This is a genomic window from Alcaligenes sp. PF14 (assembly GCF_037150615.1).
Lineage (GTDB): Bacteria > Pseudomonadota > Gammaproteobacteria > Burkholderiales > Burkholderiaceae_B > Alcaligenes > Alcaligenes phenolicus.
Window position 1 is genome coordinate 24,509 of the sequence record NZ_JBAGRS010000010.1, and the last position, 16,129, is coordinate 40,637.

At 56.0% G+C, this 16,129-nt stretch carries 20 protein-coding genes; 2 read left to right on the forward strand and 18 right to left on the reverse strand.

The genetic code is table 11. From position 1 onward, the window contains the following. Positions 1-1,455: a siroheme synthase CysG gene (gene cysG, locus WFM49_RS17930; RefSeq protein ID WP_336974714.1), complete on the forward strand. Its 1,455-nt coding sequence runs from the start codon at positions 1-3 to the stop codon at positions 1,453-1,455. Positions 1,456-1,781: 326 nt separating this feature from the next. On the opposite strand, the gene WFM49_RS17935 is transcribed toward cysG, so the two are convergent. From WFM49_RS17935 to WFM49_RS17955, 5 genes are all read right to left on the reverse strand, one after another. Beyond that, positions 1,782-2,531, reverse strand: a complete 750-nt coding sequence (locus tag WFM49_RS17935) for an ABC transporter permease (RefSeq protein ID WP_035269569.1) — start codon at positions 2,529-2,531, stop codon at positions 1,782-1,784. 77 nt (positions 2,532-2,608) lie between these two features. Continuing rightward, entirely contained in the window at positions 2,609-3,805 is a 1,197-nt protein-coding gene (locus WFM49_RS17940) for an ABC transporter substrate-binding protein (RefSeq protein ID WP_336974717.1), read from the reverse strand. A gap of 10 nt (positions 3,806-3,815) precedes the next feature. After that, complete coding sequence (locus WFM49_RS17945) at positions 3,816-4,625, reverse strand: ABC transporter ATP-binding protein (RefSeq protein ID WP_250756332.1); 810 nt, start codon at positions 4,623-4,625, stop codon at positions 3,816-3,818. Next, positions 4,622-5,713, reverse strand: coding sequence for an acyl-CoA dehydrogenase family protein (locus WFM49_RS17950; protein WP_088451690.1), 1,092 nt, complete (start codon positions 5,711-5,713; stop codon positions 4,622-4,624). The genes WFM49_RS17945 and WFM49_RS17950 overlap by 4 nt, the downstream gene beginning before the upstream one ends. Then, on the reverse strand, positions 5,698-6,258 hold the full coding sequence (locus tag WFM49_RS17955; RefSeq protein WP_009462432.1) for a carboxymuconolactone decarboxylase family protein: 561 nt from the start codon (positions 6,256-6,258) through the stop codon (positions 5,698-5,700). Before WFM49_RS17955 ends, WFM49_RS17950 begins: the two co-directional genes overlap by 16 nt. Positions 6,259-6,387: 129 nt before the next feature. On the opposite strand from WFM49_RS17955, the gene WFM49_RS17960 reads away from it, so the two are divergent. Continuing rightward, complete coding sequence (locus WFM49_RS17960) at positions 6,388-7,356, forward strand: AraC family transcriptional regulator (RefSeq protein ID WP_336974720.1); 969 nt, start codon at positions 6,388-6,390, stop codon at positions 7,354-7,356. A 306-nt stretch (positions 7,357-7,662) separates the two neighbouring features. On the opposite strand, the gene rpsQ is transcribed toward WFM49_RS17960, so the two are convergent. From rpsQ to rpsJ, 13 genes are all read right to left on the reverse strand, one after another. Beyond that, complete coding sequence (rpsQ, locus tag WFM49_RS17965; protein WP_009462428.1) at positions 7,663-7,938, reverse strand: 30S ribosomal protein S17; 276 nt, start codon at positions 7,936-7,938, stop codon at positions 7,663-7,665. A 1-nt stretch (position 7,939) separates the two neighbouring features. Then, positions 7,940-8,131: a 50S ribosomal protein L29 gene (gene rpmC / locus WFM49_RS17970; RefSeq protein WP_003803032.1), complete on the reverse strand. Its 192-nt coding sequence runs from the start codon at positions 8,129-8,131 to the stop codon at positions 7,940-7,942. A gap of 9 nt (positions 8,132-8,140) precedes the next feature. Continuing rightward, positions 8,141-8,557, reverse strand: coding sequence for a 50S ribosomal protein L16 (gene rplP, locus WFM49_RS17975; protein ID WP_003803033.1), 417 nt, complete (start codon positions 8,555-8,557; stop codon positions 8,141-8,143). Positions 8,558-8,560: 3 nt separating this feature from the next. Beyond that, positions 8,561-9,334: a 30S ribosomal protein S3 gene (gene rpsC, locus WFM49_RS17980; protein WP_003803035.1), complete on the reverse strand. Its 774-nt coding sequence runs from the start codon at positions 9,332-9,334 to the stop codon at positions 8,561-8,563. 9 nt (positions 9,335-9,343) lie between these two features. Continuing rightward, on the reverse strand, positions 9,344-9,673 hold the full coding sequence (gene rplV, locus WFM49_RS17985; protein WP_009462426.1) for a 50S ribosomal protein L22: 330 nt from the start codon (positions 9,671-9,673) through the stop codon (positions 9,344-9,346). Positions 9,674-9,676: 3 nt separating this feature from the next. Next, the gene (gene rpsS / locus WFM49_RS17990) at positions 9,677-9,952 is read right to left on the reverse strand and encodes a 30S ribosomal protein S19 (protein WP_003803039.1); all 276 of its coding nucleotides are present in this window, start codon (positions 9,950-9,952) and stop codon (positions 9,677-9,679) included. 12 nt (positions 9,953-9,964) lie between these two features. Then, the gene (rplB, locus tag WFM49_RS17995) at positions 9,965-10,792 is read right to left on the reverse strand and encodes a 50S ribosomal protein L2 (RefSeq protein WP_003803041.1); all 828 of its coding nucleotides are present in this window, start codon (positions 10,790-10,792) and stop codon (positions 9,965-9,967) included. Position 10,793: 1 nt separating this feature from the next. Then, the gene (gene rplW / locus WFM49_RS18000; RefSeq protein WP_003803043.1) at positions 10,794-11,090 is read right to left on the reverse strand and encodes a 50S ribosomal protein L23; all 297 of its coding nucleotides are present in this window, start codon (positions 11,088-11,090) and stop codon (positions 10,794-10,796) included. After that, positions 11,087-11,707: a 50S ribosomal protein L4 gene (gene rplD, locus WFM49_RS18005; protein WP_009462425.1), complete on the reverse strand. Its 621-nt coding sequence runs from the start codon at positions 11,705-11,707 to the stop codon at positions 11,087-11,089. Before rplD ends, rplW begins: the two co-directional genes overlap by 4 nt. 3 nt (positions 11,708-11,710) lie before the next feature. Continuing rightward, entirely contained in the window at positions 11,711-12,385 is a 675-nt protein-coding gene (rplC, locus tag WFM49_RS18010) for a 50S ribosomal protein L3 (RefSeq protein WP_003803046.1), read from the reverse strand. A gap of 240 nt (positions 12,386-12,625) precedes the next feature. After that, entirely contained in the window at positions 12,626-13,468 is an 843-nt protein-coding gene (locus tag WFM49_RS18015) for a quaternary amine ABC transporter ATP-binding protein (protein WP_336974725.1), read from the reverse strand. Then, positions 13,465-15,399, reverse strand: a complete 1,935-nt coding sequence (locus WFM49_RS18655) for a glycine betaine ABC transporter substrate-binding protein (protein ID WP_442893040.1) — start codon at positions 15,397-15,399, stop codon at positions 13,465-13,467. Before WFM49_RS18655 ends, WFM49_RS18015 begins: the two co-directional genes overlap by 4 nt. A 272-nt stretch (positions 15,400-15,671) precedes the next feature. After that, on the reverse strand, positions 15,672-15,983 hold the full coding sequence (gene rpsJ / locus WFM49_RS18030) for a 30S ribosomal protein S10 (RefSeq protein WP_003803053.1): 312 nt from the start codon (positions 15,981-15,983) through the stop codon (positions 15,672-15,674). Between the last annotated feature and the right edge of the window lie 146 nt (positions 15,984-16,129).

Here is a 16,129-nt window from a genome sequence, read left to right on the forward strand (position 1 = left end):
ATGAACCTCTTTCCTTTATTCGCCAACTTGAAGCAGCGCGCGGTATTAGTGATCGGCGGTGGAGAAATCGCCGAGCGCAAAGTGCGTCTGGTCCTGGCCGCCGGTGCCCAGGTCACGCTGGTCGCCCCCTATGTGGTGGACAGTCTGGAAGAGCTGGCGAATCAAGGGCGCATTACCCTGATTCGGGAGCGCTATCAGGCCCAGCATCTACAAGGGGCCTGGCTGATTATTGCCGCCACTGACAAACGGGACGTAAACCAGATCATTGCCCAGGACGCACAAGAAGCCCGCATTCTGGTCAATGTGGTGGACGACCCCGAATTGTCCAGTTTTCAGGTGCCTGCCATTGTGGATCGTTCACCGCTGATTATTGCCATTTCCTCTGCAGGGTCAGCCCCCATGTTGGCACGGCGAGTACGGGAGCAACTGGAAACCATGTTGGACCACAGCCTGGGTGCGATCAGCCGTCTGGCGCAGGAATACCGCAGCGCCATTCGGCGCGCCCGCCCCGAGCTGGGTGCACGCCGCCGTTTCTACGACTGGCTGCTGGATGGCCCGGTGGGTGCCGCCCTGCGCAGTCAGCAAGCCGAGCAAGCCCGCTTGAGCCTGGAGAGCGCACTGCAACAGCCTGAATCACCCCGCGCCACACAAGGCCGCGTGATTCTGGTGGGCGCCGGTCCAGGCGATCCAGGTCTGCTGACCCTGCATGCCCTGCGTGCACTGAATCGTGCTGATGTGATTCTGTACGATCGTCTTGTATCCGATCAGGTGATGGAGCTGGCCCGTCGCGATGCCCACCGTATTTTTGTGGGCAAGCAATTAGGCGAGGATCATCACCAGACCCAAAACCGCATTCATCAACTGATGATTGAACACGCCAGAGCAGGTCAAACCGTGGTGCGCCTGAAAGGCGGCGATGGCTTTATTTTTGGCCGTGGCGGTGAAGAACTGGAATATCTGGCCGAGCATGGCATCGCATTTGAAGTGGTGCCAGGCATCACGGCTGCCATTGCATGTGCAGCTTACAGCGGTATCCCCCTGACACACCGCGATCACGCCCAGTCCGTGCAATTCGTGACGGCACATCGTAAAAGCGGTCACGGTATTGAGGACTGGAACCCGCTGCTGGATACCAGCCAGACGGTAGCTGTGTACATGGGTTTGCAGCAAATCCTGGGCTTTAGCCATGAACTGGTGCAGCGTGGCCGCAGTGCCACCACGCCCTGCGCCTTGATTGAAAATGGCTCGCGCCCCGAACAGCGCACCTTGCTATCCACACTGGAGAATATTGCCCAGGATGCGCAGCAACATCAGTTTGCCAGCCCGTGCATTTTGGTGATTGGGCAAGTCGCGACTTTAGGCAGCACCTTATCCTGGTATGGCGAGCTAATCGACCAGCTCAGTCCACGTACAGCAATTACGCAGGATGCGGACAATACCCTGGTCGCTGCATGAAGGCAGTGATCAAGGCCTAGCTAGAGTCTCGTCTCAAGATCACTTTTCTATACGTACGCACCAACTAAGGCTCCAGTCAATGCGGGATTAGCATCCGTGAATACCGCTTCAAACTGACTCCAAAAAGGCCCTCAACATCTCAATGTTGAGGGCTTTTTTTATCTTTCTACAGCTTCTGAAAAGCCACTAAGCACCAGGTAAAACTGCCAGCGCCTACAAGAACAGAACTGGCAGCGGCAGATAGCCTGAGCATGCTCTGTCACTTGTCTTTCCTGGAAATACAAAACAGTCAAAGCTCTTCGCCTGTCGGCCCAAGGGCTGATTATTTAGCGCTGTCCCAAGGCCGCAAACAAGGCTCGCAAAGCGCTATCCAGCAGATAGCCAATCAGACCAATCAAGACAATTACGGCCATCAGTTCGGAATACGCCATACGGTCGCGCGTATCCAGAATCAGGTAACCCAAACCGGCTGACACACCCAGCATTTCGCAGGGCACCAACACGATCCACAAGACGCCGATTGCCAGTCGGCTACCTGTCAAGACCGAGCCTACAATGCCGGGCAGAATCAAGTACAACAGCGTTTCCAGCTTGGTGGCCGCCAGACTGCGACCCAACATCAGCCAGCGCGGATTCAGATGCCGTACGCCCGAGGCTGTATTCAGCAAGACAGGCCAGACACCGGCCACACCCAACAGAAAATAAATCGGTGCATCCCCAATACCAAAGGCCATGACGGCAATAGGCATCCAGGACAGGGGCGAGATCATGCGCAGGAACTGGAATAAGGGAGTCAATGCGGCGTGAGCTCGCGCTGACAAACCCAGCAGCAAACCGGCGGGCACGCCGACACCCAATGAGATCGCCAGCCCTACAAAAATACGTTGCAAGCTGGCACCTACGTGCATCCAGGTCTCGGACCAGCCCAGTATCTCCAGCAAGCTATGAAAGGCAGCGGCCGGCCCGAATTGCTGCATTAAAGAGCTGCTGGACCAGGCTGTGGCCAAGTACCACAGCACGACTCCCGCCAACAAACCGCCCAAGCCCCACAGGGTGCTGGCAATCCAGGCATTCATTTTGGGGCGTCGCAAAGACGCAGCCGATCGCGGATCAGACTGCGCCAATGACGGAGAAGAAGCAGACGCACTCAAACTCATACAACAATACTCTCGTTGCGGGTGTATTGCTCGGACAAGCCAAACTGCGCCAGGCCCCCCTGCTTTTCCAACGCGGCACGGACAAAGCGGTCATCCACCAGATCGCTGGCTACGTGTTCAGGAGACAGCCCTTCCAGGAAACCACGCTCGCCCTGAATCAAGGTCCCTTGCAGCATTTGCACCAAGGACTCGGTGTAGCTGGGGAAAGGATAAGGTTGAAAATCGATACGCTGGTCGTCCCAGTCCGGATGACGAATCACGCCAGACTTCACGTATTGCGCACGATCCGCCGGGTCCGGGGACAGCACTTTCAACAGGTTTTCCTGAGTGTGCGGGGTATAGCGGTTCCCGCCTTCACGCGACAGGATCTGGGCCGCCTCGGCGCGGTGACTGCGTATCCAGATCTGTGCCTTGACCAGGCCATCCACCACGCCTTGCGACCATTGGGGCCGAGTCTGCAAATCCTGCTCGTGCATGAAGGCTACGCAACAGGCATGATCGCGCCAGACGTCGCCAGTAAAGCGCAGGATGCGGCCCATGCCTTGAGTTTCTGCCAAAGCATTGAAAGGTTCGGCCACCGTAAAACCAGCAATTCGTCCCGAGGCCAAGGCCGGAGGCATATCCGCAGGGGCCATCACCACCAGATTGACCTCATTGGGTGCCAGCGCACCGGCGGTTTTCACGACAGGCGTCAGGCCATGTGCTTTGAGCACATGCTGCAGCACCACGTTGTGAATCGAATACCAGAAAGGAATCGCCACCGTCTGCCCGCCCAATTGCTCGGCCGAGCTGATGTTCTGCGCCACCGTGATAGCAGAGCCACTCATGTGATTCCATGCCACCACTTTTGCAGGGACTTTGCTGCCGTAGCGCGCCCACACCGTCATGGGAGAGAGCAAGTGCACCAGATTGACCTGACCGGAGATAAAAGCCTCGATCAACTGAGCCCAACTGCGCACCATCACGGGCTTTTCAACCGCAATACCCGCTTCTTCAAAATATCCATTGTGATGCGCCACCAACATGGCGGTGGCATCGGTAATCGGCAAATAGCCGATACGCAAAGGCGCATTTGACTCACTTTGTGCACGGGCAGTCCCTTGGGCCAGCAAGGGCGCAGCACCCGCAACGGTCAGCAAAGACGCCAGTTTCAGCAAGTCGCGACGGGTACGAGACGTAGGAGATTCAATCATGACGTGCACCTTACAAAACAGCAGCGTGAACCGCCTGGGAGAGGCTTTGCTCCAGGCTGGCCACAATTTCCAGGCGTATGGCCTGAAGCCAGTTATCCAGATGAGATCGGGGGTGGGCCGGGCAGCTCCATTCACGCTGCAAACCGGCAGGACGGCCACCTAACAGCAGAACTCGGTCCGCCAGCAAAAGGGCCTCATCAATATCGTGAGTGACCAGCACAATGGCGCAGCCAGTCTGGTCGCGTATCGACAGAATCAGCTCCTGCATCTGGCGACGAGTTACTTCATCCAGGGCGCCAAAAGGTTCGTCCATCAACAAGACTTGTGGGCGTCGAGCCAGACAACGCGCAATGGCAACACGCTGTGCCATACCGCCCGACAAGGCACCAGGACGCTGATGACGGCTTTCATACAAACCAACCTGACGCAGCGCCTGTTCAACCCGCAGGCGACGCTCTGCAGCGGATACGGAAGGCTGGCGCGCAAAACCCAGACCAAAACCGGTATTGGCCTGCACATTCAGCCACGGCAAGAGAATGGCTTCCTGAAACGCCATGGCCAAAGCGGGGTGAACCCCACGCACGGGCTGCCCCAGAAAGGACACCTCTCCCTGGGTGGGTGTTTGGAGGCCTGCCAGTACCCGCAACAAAGAGGATTTACCCACTCCGCTGGGGCCCAGCAGCGCCACGATATCGCCCGCGCGCACGCTCAAGTCCAGGTTCTGCAAGATCGTCTGGCCACCGTAGGCCAGATTGATCCCCCGAGCGGACAAGAGTCCGGCCCCTTCAGAATCGGTAGGCGAGGGGGCGGCGGAACTCATACTGCATCCTGCCCAAGTTCGGCTTTCAGCTGCGCCACCGTGGGTGAAATCAAAGGCACCAGCATGGCTTCGCGATAACGGCGCAGCAGTTGCGGATGCTTGCCCTGCATATAGGTCGCCCCGCCGATCGCGGAGCTTTCCAGGGCCACAGCCTGCGACGCCAAACTACTTAGCTCGATACGGACTTTGAACAAATCAGGCGGCGTGGCCGAGCCGGGCTTACGTACGGCATCAACCAGCACATCCGACAATTCCTGCACACGATCCAGCAGGCGGCGGGCGGGCTGCTCCTGTACCCATTGGCAGCGTGGCGCATCCAGCACTTGCTTCAAGGAACGACGTGCCAAGCCCATGGTCATCCCGCATTGCAGCGCCATGAAACGGGGGCGTACCGAGCGCACAAAGTGGCCTGCATCGGGATGCAGCAAACGCTCTTGTCCCAGACGCACAGCATTGAACTTCAAAGCGGCGGTATTGCTGCCACGCAGTCCGACCAGATCCAGATCTGCGGAACGCTCCAAGCCTGGATCGCCCAGTTCTGCCACCCAAATACCGGCTTGCTCTTCAGGCATGGCGGCCACAATGGCAACCAGGCAGTTGCCGGGACGCAGATTGGTAATCCAGGGCAAGCGGCCCTCAAACTGCCAATGTCCTTGTTCAGGCTGAGCACGCACTTGCAGCTCTTCAATGCCACCCAAAAACTTGATGGCATTGGACAGACCCGTCGCACCGGCAACACTGCCATCCAGCAAACCGGGCAAATAGCGCTCGCGCATGGCGGGGTCCTGAACGTCACGCAGGTATTCAATAAAGGTACGCTGGCTCCACAGGACAAAACCTGCCGTCAGCGAATGTTCGGCCACTTCCACGATGGATTGAACGGCATCACCGAAGTCGGAAAAATCCGCTTTCAGGCCCAGGCTCAACAAACCGTCTTGCGCCAGGCGAGGCAACAAGGCCTGCGCCTGGGATGCATCGCTATCCAGCGACAGGGCATGCTCTTCCAGCCACTGGGCCAAGCCAGGCGACAAAACAGGGCGCTCTGAGGCCAGCACAGGCTGCTCAGCGCGCTTTAAGGCGTTTCCCATGCGTAGGCCTCCAGCTGGCTATTGAGCGGCGTACGAGCCAGATTATTGGCAAAGTTGCAGATCGTCGCCAAGCCAATACCGGTAATCACTTCCAGAGCCTGCTGGTCGCCGTAACCGGCAGCACGGAAATCGGCCAGAGCCTGATCCGACACCTGACCACGGGTATCAATCACGGCGCGACTGAACAGAGCCAGAGCCTGCAGGCGCTCGTCGTTGATCTGGTCAAAGCCACGCGCACGCAAAGCGGCCAGAATTTCCGGGTCCAGCTTGGCTTTATTGGTCGCAATGGCGGTGTGACCGGCCACGCAGAAACGGCAACCGTGAGTGGTACCGGCAACCAGTTGCACGACTTCACGCTCGACCAGCGACAGGCTGGCGGTAGCGTTCAAGGCAGACATATCCTGATAGGCTTGCAGGGCAACGGGCGCATTAGCCAAAATAGCCAGCAAATTGGACAAAAAGCCGCTACCACGCACAGCTTTTTCAAGGGCTGGTTTGACCGCCTCTGGTGCGGAGTCCACAGTATGCAAAGTTAAGCGAGTCATGATGGCGACAATTCCTTAGTTAATCCGAGAAGGTTTCATTGTCGATTGACTGGCGCCTTATCTCCATGTGCGAACATAGCGGTATTCATATTAAAAATATCCACGAAAAGAAATAAGCATATTTTCTGCATGAGCGACTCTGCCTTTCCTGACAGCCATTGCGCTGTCGACTCCAAAGACACAGGACACCCTGTGGAGGAACTGCTCTTGTCCGGGCTGGAGATCTCGGCCAGCCTGTTTCACTTGGGGCAATACTGCAATCAATGGGAAAGCAGCCTGCACGGGCACCAACGCGCAGGCTTTCATGTGGTCTTGCATGGGCCGTGCTGGCTGCATATTCAGCATCAGGAAGCCTTGACCTTGCAGGCGGGTGATGCGGTGTTCTTCTTGCGGGATGTGCCCCATCGCCTAAGCTCATCGCCCACGCCGCCAGACTGGAATACGACCATGCGGCGACAAACCATGCAGAGCCTGGAGCCACAAGTGCCACACAGTACGGGCTTGCTCTGTGGCTTTCTGGATCTGGGCCGTGGTTTGAGCGAATTGCTGCTGGCGACCGTGCCTGATGTTTTGTTGATTGATGGTTCTCAGACAGATGCAGATTCAGGACGCCCTTTGCTGGACTTGATCCAGGCCGAAATGCGACGCCAGCCGCAAGCCAACTCCAGCCTGCTGGAAAAGTTGGTGGAGCTGTTGTTGTTCTATACCTTGCGCCAGCAAATAGGACAGACACCCACCGAAGGTGCCCTGCCCGCCGGCTTGATTCATCTGGCAAGTGACCCTGCCTTTGGTGGCCTGATCGAGCAGCTGCTGCGTGAACCCGCCAAAGCCTGGTCGGTGGACGATATGGCCGCCTACTTGAACATGTCACGCGCTGCCTTTCACCGCCGCTTTACCTTGCTGTGCGGGATGGCGCCAGCCCAAGTACTGTTGCAACTACGTATGCAGCTGGCCAAGCGTCAGCTGGAGCAAGGTCTGACCATGGAGCAGATTGCCGAGCGTATCGGTTATAGCTCTGCGGCCGCATTCAGCGCCGCGTTCAGACGCAGTGTGGGTCTCAGCCCGGCGCAATGGCGCAAGCAAGACGCGCGTAGCTAAGTCGCCAGTACGCGACTTACGGCTGCAACCAGCCTCTGTTTTCAGCCTAATCCTTCATGCAGCTCAATGGCCCGAGCCATAAGGAGTAGCCGTTGTCCTGTGCAAGATGCCATAAAACCCACGGGCCACTCGGAATCAAACGCTAATTCCAACCTTCAGGCTGGCAACAGGCACACCATACGATCACTCTTCTGTTCCAGTGCCCGCCGACAAACAACTGGGCATAAAAAAAACCCCAATCTGTAAACAGATCGGGGTTTTTGACCTACCAGAGCCAGGCCGAAGCCTGGACATCTGAGCAAGCGTTTAGATCACGCGGGCTGCTTCGATCAGACGCACAACAGTCCAGGACTTGCTGCGGCTGATAGGACGGCCTTCGGTAATCTCAACGGTATCGCCTTCGTTGTACTGGTTGGTCTCGTCGTGCGCTTTGTATTTATTGGAGCGGACGATGATCTTGCCATACAAGGGATGTTTAACGCGGCGTTCAACCAGAACGACGACAGTTTTGTCCATCTTGTTGCTGACAACTTGACCGATCAGGGTACGTTGACGTTTTGCGGTAGTTTGAGTTTCGCTCATCTTACTTTCCTGCGGTCTCAGCCATGACGGTACGGACGCGAGCGATGTCGCGACGTACTTTGCCCAATTGGCTGGTGTTGGAAAGCTGTTGAGTAGCACGCTGCATGCGCAGGTTAAATTGTGCTTTCAACAGGCTCTCGAGCTCTTTTTGGAGCTCGGCGGCATCTTTAGTACGGAGTTCGCTGGCTTTCATGACGTCTCCTTAAGCACCGATCTGACGCGTTACGAACGTCGTCGAGATAGGCAGCTTGGCAGCGGCCAGACGGAATGCTTCGCGTGCCAGCTCTTCGCTAACACCTTCCATTTCGTACAGGACCTTGCCTGGTTGAATCTCAGCGACCCAGAACTCTGGATTACCCTTACCGTTACCCATACGAACTTCGGCAGGTTTCTGCGAAATTGGCTTATCGGGGAAGATGCGGATCCAGATGCGGCCACCACGTTTGATGTGACGGTTAATAGCACGACGTGCTGCTTCGATCTGGCGAGCAGTCAGACGGCCACGGTCAGTGGCTTTCAGACCAAATTCGCCAAACGAAACTTGCGCACCGCGAGTAGCCAGACCGGTGTTACGGCCTTTGTGCTCTTTGCGATACTTTCTGCGAGAAGGTTGCAGCATGTTTTATTCTCCTTCGGACGCAGCAGGAGCAGCGTCTTTACGAGGACCGCGGCCACGACCACCTGGACGGCGGTTTTCAGGGCGGTCACCACGTGGACGACGTGGGCGGCGCTCTTCAGGGGCTACGGTGTCAACAGGCATTTCGCCGTTAGGCAGCATGTCGCCCTTGTAGACCCAGACCTTGATACCGATGATCCCGTACGTCGTGTGCGCTTCGGAAGTACCGTAATCGATGTTAGCGCGCAGGGTGTGCAGAGGCACACGGCCTTCGCGGTACCATTCGGTACGAGCGATTTCGATGCCGTTCAAGCGACCCGAGCTCATGATCTTGATGCCTTGGGCACCCAGACGCATGGCGTTTTGCATAGAACGCTTCATCGCACGACGGAACATGATGCGCTTTTCCAATTGCTGAGCAATGGAGTCGGCGATCAGTTGAGCGTCGGTTTCAGGTTTGCGAATTTCTTCGATGTTAACGTGCACTGGCACGCCCAACAGGCGCTGCAGGTCAGCCTTCAGGCTTTCGATATCCTCGCCGCGCTTGCCGATCACTACACCAGGACGAGCCGAGTAAATAGTGATGCGAGCATTCTTGGCAGGACGCTCGATGACCACACGGCCAACGGACGCACTTTTCAGCTTGCGTTTCAGGTATTCGCGCACACGGATGTCGTCAGCCAACATCGTACCGAACTCAGCACCGTCAGCGTACCAACGCGAGCTCCAGTTACGGTTAACAGCCAGGCGGAACCCAATTGGGTGGATTTTCTGTCCCATTGTGACTCCTTAAGCGCCGACTTTGACCACAATGTGGCAAGTCTGCTTCTCAATACGGTTACCGCGGCCTTTGGCTCGTGCAGAAAAACGCTTCAACGACTGAGCCTTGTCCACGTAAATGGAGGTGACTTTCAGTTCGTCGATGTCGGCGCCGTCATTGTGCTCAGCGTTGGCAATAGCCGATTCCAGAGCTTTTTTGATGATGCCAGCGGCTTTCTTGGGAGTGAAAGTCAGCGTATTCAGAGCGTGAGCGACGGACTTGCCGCGGACCATGTCCGCAACCAGACGTGCTTTTTGCGCCGAAATATGGACTCCACGAATAATTGCTGTAGTTTCCATCACTTATCTCCGGGCCTTTTTGTCCGCAGCGTGACCCTTGAAAGTACGGGTCAAGGCGAACTCGCCGAGCTTGTGGCCAACCATGTTCTCGTTGATGTAAACGGGAATGTGTTGACGGCCATTGTGAACGGCAATCGTCAGCCCAATGAACTCGGGCAGGATGGTAGAGCGGCGCGACCAGGTTTTGATTGGTCGCTTGTCGTTACCCACAACGGCTGCGTCAACCTTTTTGATCAGGTGAGCATCAACGAATGGGCCTTTTTTGATCGAACGTGACATAGTGTTCGCCCCTTACTTGCGCTTACGGCGCGAAACAATCATGTTGTCTGTGCGCTTGTTACGACGGGTGCGGTAGCCCTTGGCAGGAGTACCCCATGGGCTGACTGGCTCACGGCCTTCACCCGTACGACCTTCACCACCACCGTGCGGGTGATCGACTGGGTTCATCGCCACACCGCGAACGGTAGGACGAATACCACGCCAGCGAACAGCACCGGCTTTACCGATTTGACGCAGGCTGTGATCGTGGTTGCTGACTTCGCCAATCGTGGCGCGGCAGTCGATGTGAATGCGGCGAACCTCACCGGAACGCAGACGCACTTGAGCGTACGTGCCTTCACGAGCCAGCAACACAGCGGAACCACCAGCGGAACGAGCGATTTGAGCACCCTTACCAGGCAGCATCTCGATGCAGTGAATGGTTTGACCCACAGGAATGTTGCGGATAGGCAAAGTGTTGCCGGAACGGATAGGAGCTTCCGCGCCAGACACAACCGTTGCACCCACTTCCAGACCACGAGGGGCGATGATGTAACGACGCTCGCCGTCTGCGTAGCACACCAATGCGATGTGAGCGCTGCGGTTAGGGTCGTATTCCAGACGTTCTACTTTCGCAGGAATACCGTCCTTGTTGCGACGGAAGTCGACAATACGGTAATGCTGCTTGTGACCGCCGCCACGGTGACGAACCGTGATGTGGCCGTTGTTGTTACGGCCAGCACTGCTGGATTTCTTTTCCAGCAAAGCCGCGTAAGGAGCGCCTTTGTGCAGTTCAGGGTGAACCACTTTGATCATGCCACGGCGACCTGGCGACGTTGGTTTTACTTTTACCAATGCCATATTAGTTCACCTCAGAAAAGTCGAGTTCCTGACCGGGCTTGAGCGAGACATATGCCTTGCGCACACTGCGGCGGCGACCCATGAAACGGCCAAAGCGCTTTTCCTTGCCCTTCTGATTGAGCACCTGCACCGACTCAACTTCTACTTTGAACAGCAGTTCAATAGCAGCTTTGATTTCAGGCTTGGTAGCATCAGGAGCGACGCGGAAAGCGATTTGCTGATTTTTTTCGGCAACGTACGTGGCTTTTTCAGTCACGACAGGAGCCAGAATTACTTGCAATAGACGTTCGGCGTTCATCCCAACATCTCCTCAAACTGAGCGACAGCCGCTTTGGTGACCAACACTTTTTTGTAGTGGATCAGGGACAGCGGGTCGGCGTAGCGTGGTTCAACCACAGCAACGTGAGGCAGGTTACGCGTAGCCAGGTACACGTTCTCGTCCAGCGCGTCGGTGATGATCAGCACGGATTCCAGGCCCAGGTCTTTCAGCTTGTTGGCTGCCAGACGGGTCTTGGGTGCTTCCAGAGTGAAGGAATCAACAACCAACAGACGCTCGTCACGGACCAACTGAGACAGAATCGCGCTGATACCTGCGCGGTACATCTTCTTGTTGACCTTGTGTGCGTAGTTTTCTTCACCGGTGTTGGGGAATGCACGACCGCCTCCACGCCACACGGGCGAGGATGTCATACCAGCACGAGCGCGGCCGGTGCCTTTCTGGCGCCATGGCTTCTTGGTGCTGTGGTTGACTTCGGCACGAGTCAATTGCTTGCTGTTACCGCTGCGAGCATTGGCTTGGTATGCAACAACGATCTGGTGAACCAGTGCTTCGTTGAATTCACGACCGAAAACGGTTTCGTTGGCCTGCAATGTGGATGCAGCTTGGCCTTGTTCGTTCAGGAGCTTCAGTTCCATGGATTAGGCTCCTTTCACAGCAGGGCGCACAACGATATTGGCATTCTTGTGACCTGGGACAGCGCCCCGGACCAGCAACAAGCCACGCTCGGCGTCGACGCGGATCACGTCAAGATTCTGAACCGTACGGGTAACGTCACCCATATGGCCCGACATTTTTTTACCTTTGAACACACGGCCTGGATCCTGGGCTTGACCAATGGAACCGGGTACGCGGTGCGAGCGCGAGTTACCGTGGCTGTTACGCTGGCCGCCAAAATTGTGGCGTTTGATGGTACCGGCAAAGCCTTTACCAATCGTGGTGCCCGTAACGTCAACCTTCTGACCCGCTTCGAAAATGCTTTCCACAGCAACTACGGAACCGGCGGAAAGCTCGGCGATAGCAGCGGGGTCGAGGCGGAATTCTTTCAGGATGCTGCCAGCTTCAACGCCAGCTTTTGCATAGTGCCCTGCCTGGGGCTTGGTAACGCGTGTTGCACGACGGGTGCCAAAGGCAACCTGTACAGCAGCGTAACCGTCAACTGCGGGCGTCTTGACCTGGGTGATGCGGTTGTTGGACACGTCCAGCACGGTCACAGGGATGGACTCGCCTTCCTCTGTAAACACACGGGTCATGCCAACTTTACGCCCAACAAGGCCCAGCCGCCACGCGGCAGGCGTAGGTGTCGAGTTCGACATCGTTTTCTCCATTCCTGACTACGATTGGTCAGGGCTAACTGAGAGTACACGCAATAATTTGCGCGACGACCATAGCCAAAACTTTTTGGCTAAGCTAGTAAATATAGCACGCAGCTGTAAAGCCAAGCAAGATTTACTGCAAAAATCCGCCCTAAACTGCTTGATTGACAACAGTTTTTTTGAATTCGGGGTGCTTGGCTACACAGTCTGAATCAGAAAAATTGATCTGCCGCGCATTTTCTATTGATGCGCCTTATTGACAAAACGAGCCACGTATTCGTTCACCGGTTCATCACGAATTTGAGCCGGAGTACCGCTTTGTTCCACCCTGCCCTCACGTAGCACCACAATATGCTGGCCCAACCGTAATGCCTCATCAATATCGTGAGTAATAAAGATGATGGTTTTGTTCAGGCTGTTTTGCAGGCGTAAAAGCTCATCCTGCATCTCGTAGCGAATCAAGGGATCCAGGGCCGAGAAGGCTTCGTCCATCAAAAGAATGTCTGCATCAACGGCCAAGGCTCGGGCAAGTCCTACTCGTTGCTGCATCCCGCCTGACAATTCGTCCGGATAGTTATCGGCATAATCATGCAGACCCACGCGCTCCAGCCATTGCCGAGCCTGCTCTCTGGCCTGTGAACGCTTGTCTCCTCGGACCTCCAGACCGAAGGCGACATTCTCCAACACCGTCAAATGGGGCAGCAAGCCAAAGGCCTGAAAGACCATGCTGATCCCATAGCGGCGAAATTGTCGCAAGCTGGCCATGTCCAGCTGCAATATGTCCTGTCCATCCACCAACACCTGCCCGGCACTGGGGTCGATCAAACGGTTGATGTGGCGCACCAGCGTGGATTTGCCTGAACCGGATAAACCCATGACGCAGGATATCTGCTGCGCGGGAAAGCAGGCATCGACCCCTGCCAGGCCTACGATGCAATCTGTCTGCTTTTGCACGGCCTGCTTGTCGGCCCCCTGCTTTAACAGCTCTACGGCTTCGGTCGCCCGGCTCCCAAAGACCTTATAAACGTCTCGCAGTTCTATCTTGCAGCCCTGCTCACCCGAGGGGGTAGGAATGGTATTCATGCTTGCCTCCTGACCTTGCGACGGTGACGCTGAGAACGACCAAAGGATTGAGAGATTCGGTCAATAACAATGGCCAGGATCACAATCGCCACCCCCGCCTGCAAACCACGTCCTATATCCAGTGTCTGAATACCAGCCAGCACGTCTTCACCCAAACCCTGAGCCCCAATCATGGAAGCGACCACCACCATGGACAAGGCCATCATGGTGGTTTGATTAATACCGGCCATGATGCTGGGCCGCGCCAGGGGCAAGGTGACCTTGGTCAGCATTTGCCAGCGTGTAACCCCGTACGCCTGGGCTGCTTCCATCACATGTTTGTCCACCTGTCGCAAGCCCAGGCTGGTCAGGCGAATCAAGGGAGGGACGGCATAGACAACAGTGGCCAAAACGGCGGGAACCTTACCCAGACCGAACAGCATCAGTACCGGGATCAGATACACAAAACTGGGCATGGTTTGCATCACATCCAGTACGGGCGTCAGCACTTTTCTAAGCAGACGGCTACGAGCACTAAGAATGCCAACCGGGACGCCAATCAGCACAGAAAAGACTGTGGCCACCAGCACCAAGGTGAAGGTTTGCATCAGCTTGTCCCACAGACCCATGGCGCCTATCAAGTACAGGCCCGCTACATAGAGCAGAACAGGCAAAAAGCGCCGTTGTCCCCACCAGGCCAGCAAACCGGTCAACGCCAGAATCGCCCAGGCAGGCACCTGCTGCAACACACGCTCTACCGGCAAGATGGCATGCGTCAGAATCCAGGCACTGATCTGACGAAATCCTGTTCCCCAATCCTGTACGGCAACCAGCAACTGACGGTTCACCCAATCAGCAGCCGACCACTCCGGGAAGAAACGGGACTGCGCTGCGGCTACCGGCTGTATTGCCTGAGATTGCAAAGCAGCCTGCAAGCGATCTGCCTGGGCTATTGGCATCCACTGACGCCATTGCTCTGCATTCTCTTTCAGGAACTTCTGTACCTGCGTGCTGGCGTCCTGCCCACCCTCTGTCATGCCCAGAATAATCTTGTTCATCTGTTCGGGCTCTAGCTGGATCTTTTCAAACAAAGTGACCAGCTCGGGGTGGGACTCTACGAAAGGAGTAGAAGCCGCTACGCCTATATGCGCCAGGATAAAGTCCGTAGGGCAGATCTTGCCCTTGCCCGACACAGCGGCTTCCCAACAGCTTTCATTGAAAGGCGCGCTAGCTAACTTCTTGAAGGAATATTTGGCCATCAGACCCGCAGGCTGCCAGTAATAGAACAGGATGGGTTCACGCCTGTCATAGGCGGCGCTGATCGCCGCATCCAGAGCCGCACCCGTACCGGGCCGAAAGTTTTGATAGTGCTCGCCCAAACCATAGAGATTGAACAGGCGACTATTGAAGGTTTCACATACCCAGCCGGAGGGGCAGTTATAGAAGCGGCCTTTATTGGGCTGTTCCGGGTCACTAAAAACAGTGGCATAGCGCCCTAAATCCTCAACTTTCTGTAGATCGGGTGCAGTTGGCTTGATTCCCTTGTCCGGGTTGCCATCGATGACATAGTCCGGCACATACCAGCCCTGTTCTGCCCCACCCTTCAGGGTATTACCAAGTACCTGCACCTGGCCGGCTTCAATGGCTTTTTCAATGATCTCGGTACGTCCCGACCAGATCTCGCCAATTACTTGAATATCATTTTGCGCCAGCGCACTTTCCAAAGCCGCCGAGGAGCCTGGAACCCGTTCGGTCTTGCAACCGTAGGCCTTCTCCAGAATCTGCTGATACAGCTCGGTGCTAAATGCTGCGCTCTCCCAGCTCAGGTCCGCCAGCCGTATGGGTTTGTCGTCCGCACACGCTTGCGCTGATGCGCTGCTTCCCCACAGACATAGCCAGAGCGCCAGGAAATACCACAGGACCAGGAACGGCTTTCTTCTCCGATTTATCATTCTTGTCCTCCTTCAACCCTGCCCATCGTCGCATTTGTAGCCCTGGCAAAGTGTGTCCGGTCGTAAAAAGTAGACCAAAACCCGCTTTTTCCCAATAACAACACCATGATGAACTAGCCATGAACCACCTGAGAGCAAAGCTCTTGTTCTGTTCAGGATAAACGGACAGTCGCCATTGCTCCTGCAGCGCCAGAAGGAAACGTGCAGACGAAAAAAAACGCCATGCGGTCGCATGGCGTTTCTTTCGATGTAACTCGAACAGCTAGGCAGAATTACTGCAGAGCGATTTCGACGTCAACACCGGCTGGCAAATCCAGACGCATCAGAGCGTCGACGGTCTTGTCGGTAGGATCGACAATGTCCATCAAGCGCTGGTGGGTACGCATTTCAAACTGATCGCGCGATGTCTTGTTGACGTGCGGCGAACGCAGAATGTCGTAGCGACGGATACGTGTTGGCAGTGGTACTGGACCACGAACAACAGCGCCGGTGCGCTTGGCGGTTTCTACGATCTCAGCAGCAGACTGATCGATCAACTTGTAATCGTAAGCCTTCAGACGGATGCGGATTTTCTGGTTTTTCATGGGTAATCCTAAAGAACGATATAAGTGGGGCCTTTTTGACCGGGTTTATCGATTACTCGAAGAAACGCTGACTAAAAAGCACCCCTTTTGGGGGTAGCAAAGACGCGGCGGGAAGGTTTGCACCTTCACACCGCGATCAAGGCTTA